Raw genomic sequence first — 18,860 nt, forward strand, 5'->3', positions numbered from 1 at the left:
GAAACGTGATGGCCGGTCATGGCGAGGATTATTCCCAGCCGTTCTTCGGATGAACAAGGTCGGCCGTGCCGGGGAACTCATCCAACGGATAGACGAAGTTCAACTCTCCGTCGTTCTGCCACTGTGCCATCAGGAAGGGCTTGCCGATCGGCAGGCCGGTTTCATCCCACGCGAACCGGCCCAGAATCGTGCGGACCGGGTCTTCGAGCGTGCGGGCGCTGAGCCACTCGTCGAGAACCTGATTGTCGGTCGTGCCGGTCGCGTTGATCGCCTGGGCCATGGTCTGACAAACGGCGAACGGAATGGCCGAGTCTTCGTCCGGCGCAAAGCCATTGGCCTCTTCGAACGCTGCAATGAAGTCTGCGTTGGTAAAGGGTGCGTCGCCCAAGACCCCTTCGAACGGGGCGTTCGGGTGCCAGGACGTATGAACGAGCACGCCGTTCGAAGCAGAGCCGACGCCCTCGAAATACTCGGCCTGCGTCCCTTGGCTGAGATAGACCATTTTGGGATCGGCGCGCACGGTCTGCAAGGCGCGGGTCAGCTGCGAGGCTTCCTCGGCAGACGCGGTGAGTCCCACGATCAGCTCGGCCCCGGAGTTCTTGATCGAATTGGCGAGGTTGAGCCAGTCGTTGAAGCCTTCTTCGGGCCAGCGCTCTTCCATCACGATTTCCAGACCGGATTCGACCAGATAACCGGGAGCGAGATCGGCGACGAGGCTGCCATCGGCCGGGTCCATGACCTGCTGGCCGAGCAGACCGGCTGCCACGGCGTTGGCAAAGAAGTCATCCGCCCACACAATGGCGACGCTGGATGGACGCTCCGCTTCGTCGACGCGATCCGCAATCAGATCGCGCAAGCTGGAGCCTACGTATTCCGCAGCGTTGGGCTGAAGATAATAGATGCCCTCATACCCTTGGGTGTAGATCCGCAATGCGCCACCGGCCGGAACCGGATGCACAAATCCGTTGCGCGACAAGATGCTGGCCACGGGAAAGGTCAAGCGGCTGGAAAACGTGCCGAACACCGCTTCGACGCCATTGACGTTGATAAATCGTTCATATTGGCTGATCGCCGTCGCATTGTCAGAGCGGTTGTCACTGACCAACAGCTCGACCTGACGGCCCAGCAAACCGCCACTTTCGTTGATCAAATCGACGCAGAGCGAATAGCCCTGCTCGTGCTTTTCGCCCGATACCGAGAAATTACCGGTCAATGGCAGCGACGCGCCGATCCGCAAAGCATCTTGTGCTATCGCCGGTGAGGCAACTGCCGCGGCAGTGACAACGGCTGTTAATAGTTTAGCGTGCATGGTCTCTCTCCCTTGCTCCAGTCTGTAAATTGACCGGTTCATGTAATTGCGCGCTTCGGCGATAAATCATGCACCCTCCTCGTGCGAATTTATCAGAGTGACGCAATCGTTTGCATGCTAGGCGGGAAATTTTTACTTGGCAAGCCTGTCGATGGTGAAATAATTCTCGTTCAGCTGGATATTGTCCATAAGCGCCCTAAACAAACGGTTGCATTGATCGTCGCCATGAGCGCAGTTTAGCGTCGAGATTGGATGCTTCCCACAAGGATGAATGCAATGAGTTGGACCGATTTCGAGCTGAACGGCACCGCAGTCAGGGTGACCGCGTCTCCCCAGACGCCCTTGATCTATGTGTTGAGAAACGAATTGGGACAGACCGGAACCAGATTCGGTTGCGGGCAGGAGCTTTGCGGCGCATGCAAGGTATCCGTCGATGGCGAGATGCGCTTTGCCTGCACATTGCCACTCTCGGAGGTTGCGGGCCGAGAGGTGCACACCGTGGAGGGGATGGCGGAGGACCCGATTGGCTCCGCCCTCCTGGCGGCATTCGAGGCAGAGCGGGCGGGACAGTGCGGCTACTGCCTGTCGGGCATTCTCGTCCGAGCCAGAGCATTGCTGGGGGAGACCCCAAAACCGGACCGTTCGGCCATTTGCGCGGCATTGGATGACCACCTGTGCCGTTGTGGCGCTCATCCCGGAATCATCCGGGCCGTCGCGCGGGCGGCCTATGCACTTGAGGGGCGATCAGCATGACCAATTCGCTCACCCCGAGCCTGGCCGCCGCTCCGGAACTCGGGCGTTGGATATCGCTGGAACGTCAGGGATTCATTGCCTTTCGCACAGGCAAGGTCGAACTGGGGCAGGGAATCGAGACGGCCTTGGCGCAGATCGTCGCCCATGAGCTTGGGGTCGACCTGTCGCGCGTCGTTCCGTTGCAGGTCGATACCGACAACGCCCCCAACGAAGGCGTCACGGCCGGGAGCCTTTCTGTCGAAATCTCTGGGCGTTCCTTGCGCTTGGCTGCCGCGCAGGCCCATTCGGCCCTGATTGCGGCGGCAGCGACCCGGCTAAGTACCACCCCGCCAGAGCTTTCGCTCAGCGACGGTGGCTTCAAGTTGAACGGCACCCTGACGGATTTGACGATCTGGGCCGTTTCGGCAGATGTGGATTGGTCGCAGCACGTGACCGGAGAGGTCGACCCGAGCGCAGGGGGAAACATCATCGGCACCAGCCCGGCGCGGCCCGATTTGTCGGGCAAGTACCGAGGGGGCGGCTTCATCCATGACCTGATCCTGCCGGAGATGATCCATGCCCGTGTCATTCGACAGCCCACCCGGCTGGCTCGGCTCGTGAGCGTCGATGAGGATTTTCTCGCAAGGCGCTATACCGGTCTTTCGCTCTATCGCCGGGCCGACTTCGTTGCCGTGATGGGCCCCGACGAGGCCAGCGTGTCGCGCGCCCACGATGAAGCTGATCGGTTTACCCGCTGGAGCGACGAGCCCTCCCGTCGGACGACCATGCCGCCAGTGCAGACCGAAAACATCGGCGACACCTATTCCGACACCGTCGAGATGACATACGAGGCCACCTTCAGCCGCCCCAACATCGCGCATGCTTCCATCGGGCCCAGTTGTGCGTTGGCTCAGTTTGCTGACGGTCGGCTGACTGTCTGGACGCATTCTCAGGGGATCTTCGAACTCCGAAAAACAATCGCCATTTGTCTCGACATGGACGAAGCGGACTTGCTCCTGATCCACGCCCATGGCTCCGGGTGCTATGGTCACAACGCAGCCGACGACGTCGCGCTCGATGCGGCGATCTTGGCAATGGCAAAGCCCGGAACGCCTGTCCGGGTGCAATGGTCGCGCCAGGACGAGCTTTCCAAGGGTCCGGTCGGCGCCGGGATGAGCCACCGCATCCGCGCGGCCCTTGTCGATGGCAAGGTGGCGGCGTTGTATTCCGAAATCGACAGCCAACCTCATGCCCAACGCCCCGGAAACGGCGGTTTCCTCAACCTCACATCGGCAGAGGCCCTCGATCCGGCGCGTATCCCGACACATGTTTCTGATTTGCCGCTGACCCGCGGGGGAGGCGCCTCGCGCAATGCAGTCAGCTTCTATGACATCCCTCACCAAGCCATTGTTCGCGTGGATGCCACCTCGAGGATCAGAACCTCGGCGCTTCGATCTCTTGGGGCGCATCTGAACATCTATGCCATCGAGAGCGCGATGGACGATCTGGCCGATCAAGCCGAAGCCGATCCATTGGATTTCCGATTGGCGCATCTGTCGGACCTGAGGGCAAAGGCCGTGCTGGCCAAGGCGGCAGATATGTCCGGCTGGGTCGACGCGGCAGGATCTGAGGATCGCGGGTTCGGCCTTGCGGTTGGGCGATACAAGAACAAGGGGGCCTGGCTCGCCGCCGTCGCCGAGGTGTCGGTGACAGAGGAGGTCTCGGTGTCGCGGCTATGGCTCTGCTGTGACGCAGGCGTGCTGATCAACCCCGAGGGAGCCCGGTCCCAGATCGAAGGCGGCGCCATTCAAGCCATCAGTTGGACATTGAAAGAGGCGGTCCCGATCACGGATGGCGTTATCGCCCCATATGACTGGGAAAAGTACCCGATACTGAGGTTCTCGGAGGTGCCGCGGATCGAAACCGAATTCATCGTTGATCAGAGCGCGTCGCCGCTTGGGGCAGGCGAGGCCGCGCAAGGTCCTGTTGCTGCGGCCATCGGCAATGCCGTCGCGCGGGTGCTGCAAAAGCGGATACACCATCTTCCGCTGAGCCGAGAGCGCATCATGGCCGCGCTTCTGGCAGACGAGTGATGTTCCAGAGTTCGAAGCTCATCGGCATATCGGGGCCAAAGGCAATCATCGGTGTGAGAGGATCGCGGCGACGAGATCCTGAACTGGCGCGCTACTGTCGAGGCAGATGACAGGACAAGCCAAGGTGGCAAGCCATTCCTCATGGCGCTTGCGGCTTCGCCCCTTGAACTCCGGATCGTCGTAGCGGCTCGCCCAACGCAGAAACGCCTGATGAGCCTCATAGAGAGGACCGCCGGCGGCCAAGAGGTCGGCATCCGGGCGATTGGCTTCGCGTGCGGCGAGGCGGGCCAACCGGATGTCAGGGTCAAGGGTGAGGAATACCGCCAGATCGAATTCCGGGATCAGCTGATTGCCCCAGCCCATGAGCGATCCGGTCAGCACCCAAGCAGGGCGGGGAACAAACAAGCTGCGCATCAGAGCCAGCCGTTCGTCATCCGGGCGTTTGGTCTGATAGGGCGGGTTCGACGGATACCAATAGAAGTCGTCGGTATCGTGGCAAGGCACCGACCACGCCGTGGCCAGTGCCCTTCCCAACGTGGTCGTGCCCGATGCGCTTGCCCCGGTGATATGCACCCGGCAGGGCGTCATTTCAGCCGTCGATCATTCAAGTTCGATGAGCAGATCCTTGGCATCGATTTGTGCTCCTGCCGTGACATGAACAGCTTTGATCGTCCCGTCACGTTCTGCGTGGATACCGGTTTCCATCTTCATGGCTTCGATGGTTAGCAGCAAGTCACCCTGCTTGACAGGTTTGCCTTCCTGCGCGGCAATCGTCGCGACGACGCCGGGCATCGGGGCGCCGATATGATTGGGGTTGCCCAATTCAGCTTTCGGACGCCTTGCCGTCGTGGCCGCAGCCTTGCGATTGGGCACGCGCACCGTGCGCGGTTGGCCGTTCAATTCAAAGAACACCCGAACCTCGCCGTCATCCGTGGTGTCGCCAACGGTCTGCAGGCGAATTTCCAGCGTCTTGCCGGGATCGATCTCGGCGGTGATCTCTTCGCCCGGTTCCATGCCGTAGAAGAAGGTCTTCGTGGGCAGAGTGCGCACCGGACCATAGGTCTCGTGGCGATTGGCATAATCGGTGAAGACCTTGGGATACATCAGGTAACCGTTCAGATCTTCGCCGTCGATCTCCTTGCCACCTAGATCAGTGCTGAGCTTGGTGCGGACAGCCTCCAGATCGACAGGGGTAAGGGATTTGCCGGGACGCTCGGTCATCGGCTTCTCACCCTTGAGGATCTTTTTCTGGATCGCCTTCGGCCATCCGCCGGGAGGCTGGCCCAGATTGCCCTTCATCATGTCGATGACAGAATCCGGGAACACAACCTCGACTTTTGGATCCTCGACCTGCGCCCGCGTCAGGTTCTGGCTGACCATCATCAGAGCCATATCGCCGACGACCTTCGAAGACGGGGTAACCTTGACGATATCTCCAAACATCTGGTTCACATCCGCATAAGTCTGAGCGACCTCGTGCCAGCGCTCCTCAAGGCCCAAGGACCGGGCCTGCGCCTTGAGGTTTGTGAACTGACCTCCCGGCATTTCGTGCAGATAAACCTCGGATGCAGGCGCTTGCAGGCCTGACTCAAAGGCGGCGTAGTGGGCGCGCACCTGCTCCCAATAGTTCGAGATTTCGCGGATCGAGCCGATATCCAACCCGGTGTCACGGTCCGTGCGGGCAAGGCTTTCGACGATCGAACCAAGGGTCGGCTGAGAGGTATTTCCCGACAGCGAATCCATCGCCGCATCCACACAGTCGACGCCGGCGGCCGAGGCCGCAAGCACGGTCGAGATTGCGGCACCCGACGTATCATGGGTGTGGAAGTGGATCGGCAATCCGACCTCCTGCTTCAGCGCGGTGACAAGCGCCGTTGCCGCTGGCGCTTTGAGCAGACCCGCCATGTCCTTCAGGCCCAAAACATGGGCGCCCGCGGCCTCAAGCTCTTTGGCCATGCCAACATAGTATTTGAGATCATACTTCGCACGGGCGGGATCATTCAGATCGCCGGTATAGCAGATGGTGCCCTCGCAAACCTTGTTGGCTTCGATGACCGCATCCATCGCAACGCGCATATTTTCGACCCAGTTTAGGGAATCAAACACACGAAACACATCGACGCCGGACGTGGCAGCCTGAGCGACAAAGCTCTGAACCACGTTGTCCGGATAGTTGGTATAGCCAACGCCGTTCGACGCACGGAGCAGCATTTGCGTCAGCACATTCGGCATGGCGGCGCGGATGTCGCGCAGGCGCTGCCAAGGGCATTCCTGCAAGAACCGGTAGGCGACGTCAAAGGTCGCACCGCCCCAGCACTCGACCGAAAACAGGCCGGACATTTTCGCCGCATAGGTCGGCGCAATCCGAATCATATCGATCGAGCGCATACGCGTCGCCAAGAGGCTCTGGTGACCATCGCGCATGGTCGTGTCGGTCATCAGCAGCTGGGGCTGGTCCAACATCCATTGCGCCAGGGCTTTGGGGCCGTTCTCCTCAAGGATTTGGCGGGTGCCGGATGGGGCATTGCCGATCTCCTGCACCGGAGCGCGAGGCACCTTGAGATCCTTGGGAGGGCGCGGGCGGCCGTCCGTCTCTGGGTGACCGTTGACGGTGATGTCGGCCACATAGGTCAGGATCTTGGTGGCGCGGTCGCGGCGGGCCTTGAAATCAAAGAGCTCCGGCGTCTCGTCGATGAACTTGGTGTGGTATTCGTTGTTCAGGAACGTCGGGTGGCGAAGCAGGTTCTCGACGAAAGCGATGTTGGTCGACACGCCGCGAATACGGAATTCGCGCAGAGCGCGGTCCATGCGGGCGATGGCCATCTCGGGCGTCGGGGCGCGGGCGGTCACCTTGGTCAAAAGGGAATCGTAGAAGCGAGTGATCACGGCGCCGGAATAGGCCGTGCCGCCGTCGAGACGGATACCCGGGCCAGTCGCCGAGCGATACATCTGGATGCGGCCATAGTCGGGGATGAAGTTGTTGAGCGGATCCTCGGTCGTGACCCGGCATTGCAGGGCATGACCGTCAAGTTTGACGTCATACTGGCTCGCACATCCGGTGGCCTCGACGATGGACTTGCCCTCTGCAATCATGATCTGGGCGCGGACGATGTCGATGCCGGTGACTTCCTCCGTCACCGTATGCTCGACCTGAACGCGAGGGTTCACTTCGATGAAGTAGAATTCGCCCGAATCCATATCCATCAGGAACTCGACCGTGCCGGCGCATTCGTAGTTGACGTGCTGGCAGATCTTTTTGCCCAGATTGCAGAGCTGCTCGCGCTGGGTCTCGCTCAGGTATGGGGCAGGGGCACGCTCGACGACCTTCTGGTTGCGGCGTTGCACCGAACAGTCACGCTCCCAAAGGTGATAGATCTGGCCATGGCTGTCGCCAAGGATCTGCACCTCGACGTGACGGGCGCGCATGATCATCTTTTCGAGGTAGCCTTCGCCGTTGCCAAAGGCGGCTTCGGCCTCGCGGCGACCTTCGAGAACCTTTTCCTCCAACTCGTCCTCGCTGTTGATCGGGCGCATACCGCGACCGCCGCCGCCCCAGGAGGCTTTGAGCATCAAGGGATAGCCAACCTCTGCGGCCTGTTTCTTGATCAGGGCCATGTCCGTGCCGAGCACTTCCGTGGCGGGGATAACCGGAACATCGGCCTCGATGGCGACGCGACGGGCACTGGCCTTGTCGCCGAGCTGGCGCATGGTCTGGGCCTTGGGGCCGATAAAAGTAATGCCCGCTTCGGTGCAGGCATCAACGAATTCAGGGTTCTCGGACAGAAGGCCATAACCGGGGTGGATCGCGTCGGCGCCCGACATCTTGGCGACGCGAATGATCTCCTCGATGCTCAGGTATGCCGCGACAGGTCCGAGACCTTCGCCGATCCTGTAGGCCTCGTCCGCCTTGAAGCGATGCAGGCCCAACTTGTCTTCCTCGGCATAGACCGCAACGGTCTTTTTGCCCATCTCGTTGGCGGCGCGCATGATCCGGATCGCAATTTCGCCACGGTTCGCGATAAGAATCTTCTCAAAATCAGCCATCTGGGCCCCCGTTGTGCAGTTGCAGCATTATTACGAGGGAAGTGCAGCCGCGTAAAGCATCAGACGAGGTGGCCCGCGACAGCAAGACATTTCAATGCGCCAAGACGGATTGCGATGGCATACTTCGGTCGGCCTTGCCATTTGTTAACCTTTTGTTAACTATTTGATGCATGGCCGGAGAGATCGAACTTGCTGCAATATTGTGCGCCTTCGTTTTCGGGGGCAAAGCCGAACAGGCGCATCACTATGTGGCATCGGGGCAAGATCACTACATCAAGGTGGACTGCGAAACCGACACGCATGTGATAGAAGTCGGTCTCGACAACAAACGCGGGTCGTTCGACAGCGTGCATCAGGCCGTGTTCGCCGCCTATCTGACGGGAAAGGCGCCGATGGTCGTAATTATCGACACCAACGGTCGCGAGGAAAGCCAAGAGTTTCAGATCGAAACCGTGGCTCAGAGTTTCGGCGTGGCCTACGAGACTTGGACGGAAGACGAGCTGGTCAGGATGCAAATGACTTGGCCGTTTCGGGTGGAGAAGCCCGCGCCCTACATCATTGGGGCGGCGCTCAACTGATCCGTTCGGGCCGTTGAGTTTTTTTGCCAAGATGAAAAGGCGGGCGGCGTTGTGAACAGAACGCGAACAAGGCTTTTCCTGACGGGCTTGCTGGGCTAGATTGGGAATATGAGTAGTTTTTCCGATGAAGACGCCTTCGAGGCCGCCACAGTGCCATTGTCGCGTATGGCCATGGCCGCGCGCCCGATGCCCTATCTGGAGGGGTTGAACCCCGCGCAGCGCGCGGCGGTCGAGGCTTTGCAGGGGCCCGTTCTGATGCTGGCGGGTGCCGGAACCGGGAAAACCCGGGCCCTGACGGCCCGGATCGCGCATTTGTTGACGACCGGCACGGCGCGCCCGAATGAAATCCTCGCGGTGACCTTTACCAACAAGGCCGCGCGCGAGATGAAGCACCGGATCGGCAAGCTTCTGGGCGAAGCCGTCGAAGGGATGCCGTGGCTCGGCACCTTTCACTCGATCTGTGTGAAACTGTTGCGCCGTCATGCGGAGCTTGTCGGGCTCAAGTCGAATTTCACCATCCTCGATACCGACGACCAAATCCGCCTACTCAAGCAACTGATCGCGGCGGAAGGCATCGACGACAAGCGCTGGCCCGCCCGGATGCTTGCCGGGATCATCGACAATTGGAAGAACAAGGCGCTGACGCCGGACAAGATCCCGTTGTCCGACAGCGGCGCGTTCGATCACAAGGGCGTCGAACTCTACGGCGCTTATCAGACACGGCTTCGCGAATTGAACGCCTGCGATTTCGGCGATCTGCTGCTGCACATGGTGGTGATCTTCCAATCCCATGAGGATGTGCTCGATCAATACCGGCGCTGGTTCCGGTATATCCTGGTCGACGAGTATCAAGATACCAACGTGGCACAGTATCTCTGGTTGCGGCTCCTGGCGGGCGGGCACAAGAATATCTGCTGTGTGGGCGACGACGATCAGTCCATCTATGGCTGGCGTGGCGCCGAAGTCGGCAACATCCTGCGCTTTGAGCAGGATTTCCCGGGGGCCGAGGTCGTCCGGCTGGAGCAGAACTACCGGTCCACCGCCCATATCCTCGCCGCTGCCTCGGGCGTGATCGCGGCAAACAAAGGACGTCTGGGCAAGACGTTGTTTACCGAGGGCGGCGACGGCGAATTGGTCCGACTGATCGGCCATTGGGACGGCGAGGAAGAGGCCCGCTGGATTGGCGACGAGGTCGAGGCGATGCAGCGCGGCACCCGGGGGATGGACCCGATGGGGCTGGACAGCATGGCCATTCTGGTCCGCGCCAGCCATCAGATGCGCGCTTTCGAGGATCGGTTTCTGACCATTGGCCTGCCTTACAGGGTGATCGGCGGGCCGCGCTTTTACGAGCGTTTGGAGATTCGGGACGCGATGGCCTATTTCCGGCTCGCCGTTTCGCAAGACGACGATCTTGCATTCGAGCGGGTCGTGAACACCCCCAAGCGCGGACTTGGTGATAAGGCCGTGCAGACGATCCAGCGGACGGCTCGGGCCAATGGGGTATCTTTGGTCGAAGGGGCGCGGCTCGTCTGTGAAGGGCGGCTGCTCGGCGGCAAGGGGCTCAAGGAACTGACGCTTCTGGTGCAGGGCCTCGATCGCTGGCACGGTCAGGTCCGCGCCGAGGCGGACACCCATGTCGAGCTGGCCGAAATGATCCTCGACGAAAGCGGCTACACCGGCTTCTGGCAGAACGACAAGACCCCCGAGGCACCCGGGCGGCTGGAAAACCTCAAGGAACTCGTCAAGGCGCTGGAGCAATTCGAGAACCTGCAAGGGTTTCTCGAACACGTCAGCCTGATCATGGACAACGAGACTGAGGAGCAGGGCGAAAAGGTCTCGATCATGACCCTGCACGCCGCCAAGGGGCTGGAATTCCCGGCCGTGTTCCTGCCCGGCTGGGAGGACGGTCTGTTTCCGTCGCAGCGGTCGATGGATGAAAGCGGTCTCAAGGGGCTCGAGGAAGAACGACGGCTCGCTTATGTCGGGATCACGCGGGCCGAGCGGATCTGCACGATTTCCTTTGCCGCGAACCGGCGGGTTTACGGTCAATGGCAATCGGCGCTGCCGTCGCGCTTCATTGACGAACTGCCGGCCGACCATGTCGAGGTGCTGACGCCGCCCGGTCTCTACGGCGGGGGCTACGGCGCGGCGGGCATGGCGGCGCAGGCCTCGCCGCAGATGCAGGGCATGGACCGGTCCGACCTGCATCAAAAAGCGGCGAGCGCCGATGTCTACAATTCGCCGGGCTGGCGCAGGCTGCAATCGCGCAGCCAGCAACGCGGCATGTCGATGCCCTCCGAAGCAAAAAACATGACGATCGATCTCGACGCCGTCAGCGCATTCACCGAGGCGGATCGGGTGTTTCACCAGAAGTTCGGCTATGGCGAAGTCATGGCAATCGAAGGCGACAAACTGGTCATCGAATTCGACAAGGCGGGCGAGAAGAAGGTCGTCGCGCGGTTCGTTGTCAGTGCCGAGGCTGCGGACGACGTCCCGTTTTAGCCCGGCCATCAGGCGAGGCGGGATACCTCACTCGAACAGAATGGGGATCAAGGTCAGAACCAAGAGGCCGGCCATGGTCCAGTTAAAGAGGCGCAATCTGGCGGGGTTCGTCAAAAACCGGCGCAACTGCGTGCCCAACCCAGTCCAGACCGTAATCGACGGGAGATTGGTGCAGGCAAAGATGCCCGCCACGCTCAATGCGCCCCACAGTCCCGATCCGTCTGGCGTATAGGCGGATACCGCCGTCAGCGCCATGTACCACGCCTTTGGATTGACCCATTGAAATGCCGCCGCCTGCAAAAAAGTCAGCGGACTGCCGGTCGTCTCTTTGGATTTGGGCGGCGCAGCGTTGGCGATCTTCCACGCCAGATACAGCAGGTAGAGAACACTCAGGCCGGTCATGACCGCTTTGGCCATGGGGTATAGCGCAAAGATCTGACCCAGTCCGATCCCGACCATCGTGACCATGAATGCATGTCCGAGCGAAATCCCCAGCATATGCGGAATTGTCCGGCGCATGCCGAAATTGGCCCCGGAGGCCATGAGCATGAGATTGTTCGGCCCCGGCGTGATCGAGGACACGAAGGCAAATCCAAGCAGTGCGAGAAAGAGGTCGATCGTCATGGGCGGACAATACGCAGCGCTCCGCCGGATGACAGCGCAAAACAATGCGGTCAGGCGTTTTCCGAGCGGCGTTTCAGGCGGTCCAAGAAACGAAAAGACCGGCTGCGATCCGACCCAGGGAGGAGGAGAGGGGCGGGCCACAGCCGGTCTGGCATTCCCGTGACATCCCTCAGGGAGGAGGAGAGAGGTCTGTCACGCAGCACGGTTCCTCAGGGAGGAGGAGAGAGAAACCGCGATCCTTGGCTGGAGTGCGGCGGCATCAGGGAGGAGGAGAGATGCCGCCGCTCCAGTCAACGAGCGCTCAGGGAGGAGGAGAGAGCGCCCGAATTCTATGTTGGTGCGGCGGCATCAGGGAGGAGGAGAGATGCCGCCGCTCCAGTCAACGAGCGCTCAGGGAGGAGGAGAGAGCGCCCGAATTCTATGTTGGTGCGGCGGCATCAGGGAGGAGGAGAGATGCCGCCGCTCCAGTCAACGAGCGCTCAGGGAGGAGGAGAGAGCGCCCGAATTCTATGTTGGTGCGGCGGCATCAGGGAGGAGGAGAGATGCCGCCGCTCCAGTCAACGAGCGCTCAGGGAGGAGGAGAGAGCGCCCGAATTCTATGTTGGTGCGGCGGCATCAGGGAGGAGGAGAGATGCCGCCGCTCCAGTCAACGAACGCTCAGGGAGGAGGAGAGAGCGTCCGAATTCTATGTTGGTCCAATACGGCGGCACCAGGGAGGAGGAGAGGTGCCGCCGCTTGGTCTTTGCCTTGCGTCTTTCTGGGAGGAAGCAGACGCTTGGCGATACCGGCCGGATTAGGGAGGAGCAATCTGGCCGGAATGGAATTACTTCGTGTCGTAGGCCGCTTCGATTGCGATCGCGCGGATCGAAGAGCGGTGGATGCCCAGATCGGCCAGTTCACGGTCCGAAAGAGTGTCCAGCTCGGTCATTGTAGACCGGTAAACCTTGTATTTTGCATAACGGTCGGCCAGAGAAGCCCGGAGACCGGAGAAACGTTCGCCAAAGGTGGCGCCGAAAGTACGTGTGTCGGTTGCATATGCCATTGCATGCGTCCATTCTGTTCTTGCGGCGTTCAGTGCCGCGGTGTCTGCTCATGTGCCCATCGGGGGCGGTGTTTGGCGTCTCTCTTTCTGAGAAACTGCCGAGCGATGTTTGCGCTCTCAGGAACCAATTTAGGGAAATGCTGCGACTGCACAATCCCAAGAACTCGCAATGCTGCTATGCAGCAATTGCATGTGAATTACTGACCTATAAATGCCCGCTTCCAGCCGACATGCCCAAGCATTGTGCGGGCAACGAACAATGGGGTGGTGAACGGCTTGCGATTCAGGGCGCGTCCAGCGAGTGTGCCGCGCAATACGGCGGTCATCCGGACGCTGCCGATCCTTGGAGGGAACCAAATGAGCGTTACAATACAGGATGTTAGGAGCGCACTCGCGAAACTCGCGCTGCCAAATGGCGGTGATCTGATTTCGCAAGATATGATTCGAGCACTTTCTGTTGATGATGGCGCCGTCCGCTTCGTGATCGAGGCCGCAACGCCGGAATCGGCACAGGGCATGGAGCCATTGCGCAAGGCCGCCCAGGCGATCGTGGAAAGGTTACCCGGCGTCACATCGGCAAGTGTCGTCCTGACAGCGCATGGCCCGTCGGCAAAAGCTCCGCAAAAAGCGCCGGACTCCTCCGAGCCGCCGTCGCTCAAGATCGGTCGCCACCCCACACCGCAGGCCGGCCCGCAGAGAATCGCCGGGGTCGATCGCATTCTGGCGGTAGGATCCGGCAAGGGCGGTGTCGGCAAATCGACCGTCGCGTCGAATCTCGCCGTGGCTCTGGCCAAGCAAGGCCGCAAGGTTGGTCTGCTCGACGCCGATATATACGGCCCCAGTCAGCCGCGGATGATGGGCGTCAGCGACCGGCCGAAATCCCCAGACGGCAAGACCATCATTCCGCTCAAGGCGCATGGGGTCACTATCATGTCGATCGGGCTCATGCTGGATCCGGCCAAGGCCGTAGTATGGCGGGGGCCGATGCTGATGGGCGCGCTGCAGCAGATGCTGGGGCAGGTGGAGTGGGGCGAGCTCGACGTTCTCATCGTCGATCTGCCCCCTGGGACGGGCGACGTGCAGCTCTCGCTTTGCCAAAAGACCGATCTGACCGGGGCGATCATCGTGAGCACCCCGCAGGACGTCGCCCTCATCGATGCGCGCAAGGCCATCGACATGTTCGATACGCTCAAGACGCCGGTGCTAGGGCTGATCGAAAACATGTCTCTCTATATATGCCCCAATTGCGGGCACGAAGCGCACTTGTTCGGGCATGGTGGTGTCGCCGCCGAAGCCGAACGGATCGGTGTGCCGTTCCTTGGTGCCCTGCCCATTGATCTCGACACGCGGCTGGCAGGCGACAACGGAACGCCGGTCGCAGCGGGCGAGGGGGCCATGGCCGCGTCCTATGCCCAGATCGCCAAGGGGCTGATCGCCGGCGGCATCGCCTGATCGGCGAAAAAAAACGTCGACATATAGTAGTGTGAATTTTTCAACGAACGGTCCCGTCGCACATCCGCGGCGGGACCGTTCTCTTTCATGGGTCAGAAATCGGCCTTTGCGCACATTTTCTGTCGAAGTCCGGGGCAAACCTTCCCCTGGAGGGCCGAATGACGGATTCCCGCGGCCGTTCCTGGGATCGGCTGGGTCGCTTGGGATTTCATGGAATCGCGCCGCCGAACGTCGGTTGCGATTGGGTCGATTAGAATCGAATCCCATGATCCTTTCGGATTCGGCCTAGAACCGAGCGAAAACCGTCTGGGATCGGGTGGGTCGGTCTGGGGCAAAGGGGTCGGGGGCGGGATCGAGCGGTCGGCCAGAAAAGAAAAATGCCCAAGACGATACTCGGCGCTACCTGCGACAAAGCACAAGATATTGATTACGCTTCGCTGAAAATCACAATCTAGTGGGTCAAGGATTGTTTTCAATGGATGATCAATTGTGAAAAATGCCGTGGCAAACCGGCACTTCCCATGATTTCCCATTGCCACCCATGGTTTCCCTAGTCATAAAGAGAACACGGAAACGAGAGGCAAACGAACAAGGGGCGACAAAGAACCCCGCTAAGGTAAACGAGGCAGTTTCATACAGGCTCCTCTCATTTTCGAACAACGAGATCCGGCGCGCGAGCGAGCAGACATCCCCCCAGGTGGCGCGCGCAGTCGGACTTCCCGGAAACGGGACGAGGGCGGCGGATCATGCAGTGGCAGCAGCATGATCCGCCGTTTTCACATCCAAAATAGCACAACTGGGCGGGTTACGGAAAGGGTCTAGGAGCCGATGCTCCCCAGCTTTACAGGTGAATACCCGCAGAAGGTGGACGGAAAGGGACGCATGTCCATTCCGGCCGACTTTCGTGGTGTCCTGGAAAGCCGCGACCCAAAGTGGACTTCCGGCCTCGCTCCCCGACTTGTTCTTCAATACGCCGACACCCTCAAGGATCACCTACGCGTCTATGCCATCGACGAGATCGAGCGCATTCGTGCCGGTATCGAGCGGCTGCCTTCGGGCATCAACAAGAGGGGCCTTGCGCACCTCTACATGGCGCAGACCGTAACGATGGAAGTCGACAAGGATGGCCGCATCGTGCTGCCCATCCGCCTGCGGCAGAAGCTCGGGCTCGAGGAGGGCGAAGTCACCTTCCTGGGCTACGGCAGCTATTTCGAGATTTGGCGGACCGAGACCTTCTCGGGCACCAAGGCGATGGAAATCGGCAACTGGATCGAGGCGATGGACCCCGACTTCGATCCGCTCAGCCTCATTGACGCATTGCCGGAGGGTTGACGGATGGCCGCCGCTGCCGCGATGCCAGATAAAAGCCCCCACATCCCCGTTCTGCTTGGCCCGCTGCTGGCCGCTGTCGCGCCCGTCACGGGTGTCTGGCTGGATGGCACCTTCGGGGCAGGGGGCTACTCCAAGGGGTTGCTCGAAGCTGGTGCGGACCGGGTTATCGGTGTCGACCGCGATCCGCTCGCATTTACCCTCGCCGCCGATTGGGCAGACAGCTACGGGGATCGGCTGATCCTGCGCGAGGGGACGTTCTCCAAGTTGGATGACCTGGCGGGGGAGCCGCTCGACGGCATCGTCCTCGATCTCGGGGTCTCCTCGATGCAGATCGACACGGCCGAGCGCGGCTTCTCCTTTCAGAAGGACGGTCCGCTCGACATGCGCATGGGGCGCACCGGTCCGACCGCCGCAGATCTCGTCAACGAGATGGACGAAGCGGACCTTGCCAACATCCTCTATCTCTACGGCGAAGAGCGGGCCTCGCGCCGGATCGCCAAGGCTATCGTAGCTGCCCGGCCGATCACCACGACCTTGGAGCTGGCCGAGATCATCTCGCATTGCCTCCCGCGCAAGAAGCCGGGGCAAAGCCATCCCGCGACCCGCAGCTTTCAGGCGCTCAGAATTGCCGTCAATGACGAGTATGGCGAGCTTTATCAGGGGCTTGCCGCCGCCGAGCGGGCGCTGAAACCCGGCGGGCTTCTAGCTGTCGTCACGTTCCATTCGGTCGAGGACCGGATGGTCAAACGCTTCATCCAGCTGCGGGCAAATGCCGGTGGAAATGCCAATCGCTATGCGCCGGAACTGGAGCGGGCCGCCGCCCAGTTTGAACAGGTCACGCGCAAGGCGATCAGCGCAGATGAGGACGAACTGGCGATCAATCCGCGCTCGCGGTCCGCGCGGCTGCGGGTGGCACGGCGCACCGATGCGCCGGCGGGCGAGATCGCCGCCAGAGATCTTGCTATGCCGATACTGAAGGGAGAGCGTTGATGCGCGGGTTCTTGAATGTTGCGGCCTTCTTGGCCGTCATCGGACTGGCCTTCTGGGCCTATCAGCAAAACTACCAGACTCAGGAGCAGTTGCGCGAGGTGCGCCAGTTGCACGCTCAGATCGGCAGCGCGCACGCCCGGCTCAAGATGCTGAATGCCGAATGGGCTTATCTGAACCGGCCCGACAGACTGCGCGACCTGGCCGACCTCAACTTCGATCGGCTCGGCCTCGTGCCGATGTCGCCCGAGGCCTTTGGGCGGGTCGAGCAGGTCGATTACCCGATCATGCCGCTGGGGCTGATCCTCGATCCGATCGAGGTATCGTCCGACGGCGGTGCCGCGAGTGACGAGGATCCGCTATGAATTATGCCGCTCTCCGTCGCCCGCTGCGCCCGCTCGCCCGCATTCTTCGCGCCCGCGATACCGGCGAAGATCCCGAAGAAATCGCTCGTGAGAACCTGCGGCTGCGCCACGAGCAGATCGCGCTCAAGGCACGGGCCCGCGCCGAATCCCGGCTGCTGGTCATGGGGCTCGCGTTCCTCTGTGCATTCTGTGTGATCGGCCTGCGGATGGGCGTCATCGCCCAGACCGACCCAGAAGAGCCACGCGCCGCCGCAACCGGCAATCCGATCATCGGCCAGCGGGCCGACATCGTCGACCGTAACGGACGGATACTGGCGACCAACCTCGACACGCACGCGCTCTACGCCCAACCGCGCGAAATGATCGATCCGGCCCATGCCGCGACAGAGCTTGTGCGGATTTTCCCCGAATTGGACGAAGAGCGCCTGTTGCGCGATTTCACGGGCGAGCGTCGGTTCTTGTGGATCCGTCGTCAGATCAGCCCAGAGCAGCTTCAGGCCGTCCACGACATCGGCGAGCCCGGCCTGTTGTTCGGGCCCCGCGAGATGCGGCTCTATCCCAACGGACCGATCGCGGCGCATATCCTTGGTGGTGCCAGCTACGGCCGCGAGGGCGTGGACAGCGCCGAAGTGATCGGCACCGCCGGGGTCGAGCGGTTCTTTGACGCCTATCTGCGCGATCCGGCCCGCGAGGGCGAACCCCTGGCGCTCTCCATTGATATGACGGTGCAGGCGGCGATGGAGGAGGTGCTCGGCGGCGGCATGACCCTGCTCAACGCCAAAGGGGCGGCGGCTGTCATCCTCGACGTGCACACCGGCGAGATCATGGCCATGGCCAGTCTGCCCGACTTTGATCCCAACAACCGCCCGCCGGTGCTGACCGAAGGCGATCAATCCGACAGCCCACTGTTCAACCGGGCGCTGCAAGGGGTCTATGAACTCGGCTCCGTGTTCAAGATCTTTGCCGTTGGCCAGGCCGTCGAACTGGGGCTGCTCAACGCCAATACGATGATCGACACTCGCGGCCCGCTCACTTGGGGGCGGTTCCGCATTCGCGATTTCCACGACTACGGCGCGCAACTCAGCGCCACGGACGTCATCGTCAAATCGTCCAATATCGGGACCGCGCGGATTGCCTTGCAGATCGGGGCGGAACGGCAGCGCGATTTCCTCGGGCGGCTCGGCTTTCTCGAACCGACCCAAGTCGAAATGATCGAAGCGCCCACCGGTGCGCCGCTCTTGCCGCGCCAGTGGTCCGAGATTTCGACAATGACGATCTCATACGGCCATGGGCTGAGCGCATCTCCGCTGCATCTCGCGGCAGGATACGCGTCGCTGCTCAACGGCGGGACTCGGATCGTGCCGACATTGCTGCGCCAGGATGGGCCGCAGCAGGGCGAGCGCGTGGTCCGGGAGGACGTCTCGGCCGTCGCACGCGACATGCTGCGCGCAGTGGTCACACGCGGAACGGCCAGCTTTGCCGAAGTGCCGGGCTATGAAGTCGGCGGCAAAACCGGCACGGCGGACAAGCCGCGTCCCAACGGCGGCGGTTACTACGACGACAAGGTCGTGGCGACGTTTGCCGGCGTGTTCCCGGCAAACGACCCGCAGTACGTCATCATCGTGACACTCGACGAACCCGTCGAGACATCGGGCGCGCAACCACGCCGCACCGCCGGTTGGACGGCTGTGCCCGTTGCCGCCGAGATGATCCGGCGGACTGCGCCGCTGCTCGGACTGAGACCGCAGGTTGAACTGGCCACGCTCGACGGTGTAGTGGTGTCTGCAGAAAACTGACCCA

14 protein-coding genes are annotated in these 18,860 nt (G+C 61.4%); 9 read left to right on the top strand and 5 right to left on the bottom strand.

Annotated features, from left to right (window positions below):
- Positions 1-28: 28 nt before the first annotated feature.
- A complete protein-coding gene (locus tag LOM8899_RS09065; protein ID WP_093991906.1) occupies positions 29-1,309 on the bottom strand; it encodes an amino acid ABC transporter substrate-binding protein in 1,281 nt (426 codons plus the stop codon).
- Positions 1,310-1,585: 276 nt separating this feature from the next.
- Between LOM8899_RS09065 and LOM8899_RS09070 the strand changes: the two genes are divergently transcribed.
- A complete protein-coding gene (locus LOM8899_RS09070) occupies positions 1,586-2,062 on the top strand; it encodes a (2Fe-2S)-binding protein (RefSeq protein WP_093991907.1) in 477 nt (158 codons plus the stop codon).
- Entirely contained in the window at positions 2,059-4,134 is a 2,076-nt protein-coding gene (locus tag LOM8899_RS09075; RefSeq protein ID WP_093991908.1) for a molybdopterin cofactor-binding domain-containing protein, read from the top strand. Before LOM8899_RS09070 ends, LOM8899_RS09075 begins: the two co-directional genes overlap by 4 nt.
- A 45-nt stretch (positions 4,135-4,179) precedes the next feature.
- Here LOM8899_RS09075 and LOM8899_RS09080 read toward each other — a convergent pair whose 3' ends face one another.
- Both LOM8899_RS09080 and LOM8899_RS09085 read right to left on the bottom strand, forming a co-directional pair.
- Entirely contained in the window at positions 4,180-4,722 is a 543-nt protein-coding gene (locus tag LOM8899_RS09080) for an AAA family ATPase (RefSeq protein WP_093991909.1), read from the bottom strand.
- A gap of 12 nt (positions 4,723-4,734) precedes the next feature.
- Positions 4,735-8,178, bottom strand: a complete 3,444-nt coding sequence (locus LOM8899_RS09085; RefSeq protein WP_093991910.1) for a pyruvate carboxylase — start codon at positions 8,176-8,178, stop codon at positions 4,735-4,737.
- Between the two features lie 170 nt (positions 8,179-8,348).
- Between LOM8899_RS09085 and LOM8899_RS09090 the strand changes: the two genes are divergently transcribed.
- Together LOM8899_RS09090 and LOM8899_RS09095 are read left to right on the top strand one after the other, a co-directional pair.
- Complete coding sequence (locus tag LOM8899_RS09090; protein WP_093991911.1) at positions 8,349-8,756, top strand: hypothetical protein; 408 nt, start codon at positions 8,349-8,351, stop codon at positions 8,754-8,756.
- A gap of 108 nt (positions 8,757-8,864) precedes the next feature.
- A complete protein-coding gene (locus LOM8899_RS09095; RefSeq protein ID WP_093991912.1) occupies positions 8,865-11,258 on the top strand; it encodes an ATP-dependent helicase in 2,394 nt (797 codons plus the stop codon).
- Positions 11,259-11,285: 27 nt separating this feature from the next.
- Here the strand turns inward: LOM8899_RS09095 and LOM8899_RS09100 are convergent, their stop codons facing one another.
- Both LOM8899_RS09100 and LOM8899_RS09105 read right to left on the bottom strand, forming a co-directional pair.
- Positions 11,286-11,882: a LysE family translocator gene (locus LOM8899_RS09100; RefSeq protein WP_093991913.1), complete on the bottom strand. Its 597-nt coding sequence runs from the start codon at positions 11,880-11,882 to the stop codon at positions 11,286-11,288.
- Between the two features lie 823 nt (positions 11,883-12,705).
- Positions 12,706-12,924 (bottom strand): DUF1127 domain-containing protein, encoded by a 219-nt coding sequence (locus tag LOM8899_RS09105; protein WP_093991914.1) that lies wholly within the window; start codon positions 12,922-12,924, stop codon positions 12,706-12,708.
- Between the two features lie 357 nt (positions 12,925-13,281).
- On the opposite strand from LOM8899_RS09105, the gene LOM8899_RS09110 reads away from it, so the two are divergent.
- The 5 genes from LOM8899_RS09110 to LOM8899_RS09130 all read left to right on the top strand — a co-directional run bounded on the left by LOM8899_RS09110 (position 13,282) and on the right by LOM8899_RS09130 (position 18,856).
- Positions 13,282-14,376, top strand: coding sequence for an Mrp/NBP35 family ATP-binding protein (locus LOM8899_RS09110; protein WP_093992259.1), 1,095 nt, complete (start codon positions 13,282-13,284; stop codon positions 14,374-14,376).
- A gap of 882 nt (positions 14,377-15,258) precedes the next feature.
- Complete coding sequence (locus LOM8899_RS09115) at positions 15,259-15,708, top strand: division/cell wall cluster transcriptional repressor MraZ (RefSeq protein ID WP_093992260.1); 450 nt, start codon at positions 15,259-15,261, stop codon at positions 15,706-15,708.
- A gap of 3 nt (positions 15,709-15,711) precedes the next feature.
- Positions 15,712-16,698, top strand: a complete 987-nt coding sequence (gene rsmH / locus LOM8899_RS09120) for a 16S rRNA (cytosine(1402)-N(4))-methyltransferase RsmH (RefSeq protein WP_093991915.1) — start codon at positions 15,712-15,714, stop codon at positions 16,696-16,698.
- On the top strand, positions 16,698-17,060 hold the full coding sequence (gene ftsL / locus LOM8899_RS09125; RefSeq protein ID WP_093991916.1) for a cell division protein FtsL: 363 nt from the start codon (positions 16,698-16,700) through the stop codon (positions 17,058-17,060). Before rsmH ends, ftsL begins: the two co-directional genes overlap by 1 nt.
- Entirely contained in the window at positions 17,057-18,856 is a 1,800-nt protein-coding gene (locus tag LOM8899_RS09130; RefSeq protein WP_093991917.1) for a peptidoglycan D,D-transpeptidase FtsI family protein, read from the top strand. The genes ftsL and LOM8899_RS09130 overlap by 4 nt, the downstream gene beginning before the upstream one ends.
- Positions 18,857-18,860 lie beyond the last annotated feature (4 nt).

The organism is Flavimaricola marinus (assembly GCF_900184895.1).
GTDB lineage: Bacteria > Pseudomonadota > Alphaproteobacteria > Rhodobacterales > Rhodobacteraceae > Flavimaricola > Flavimaricola marinus.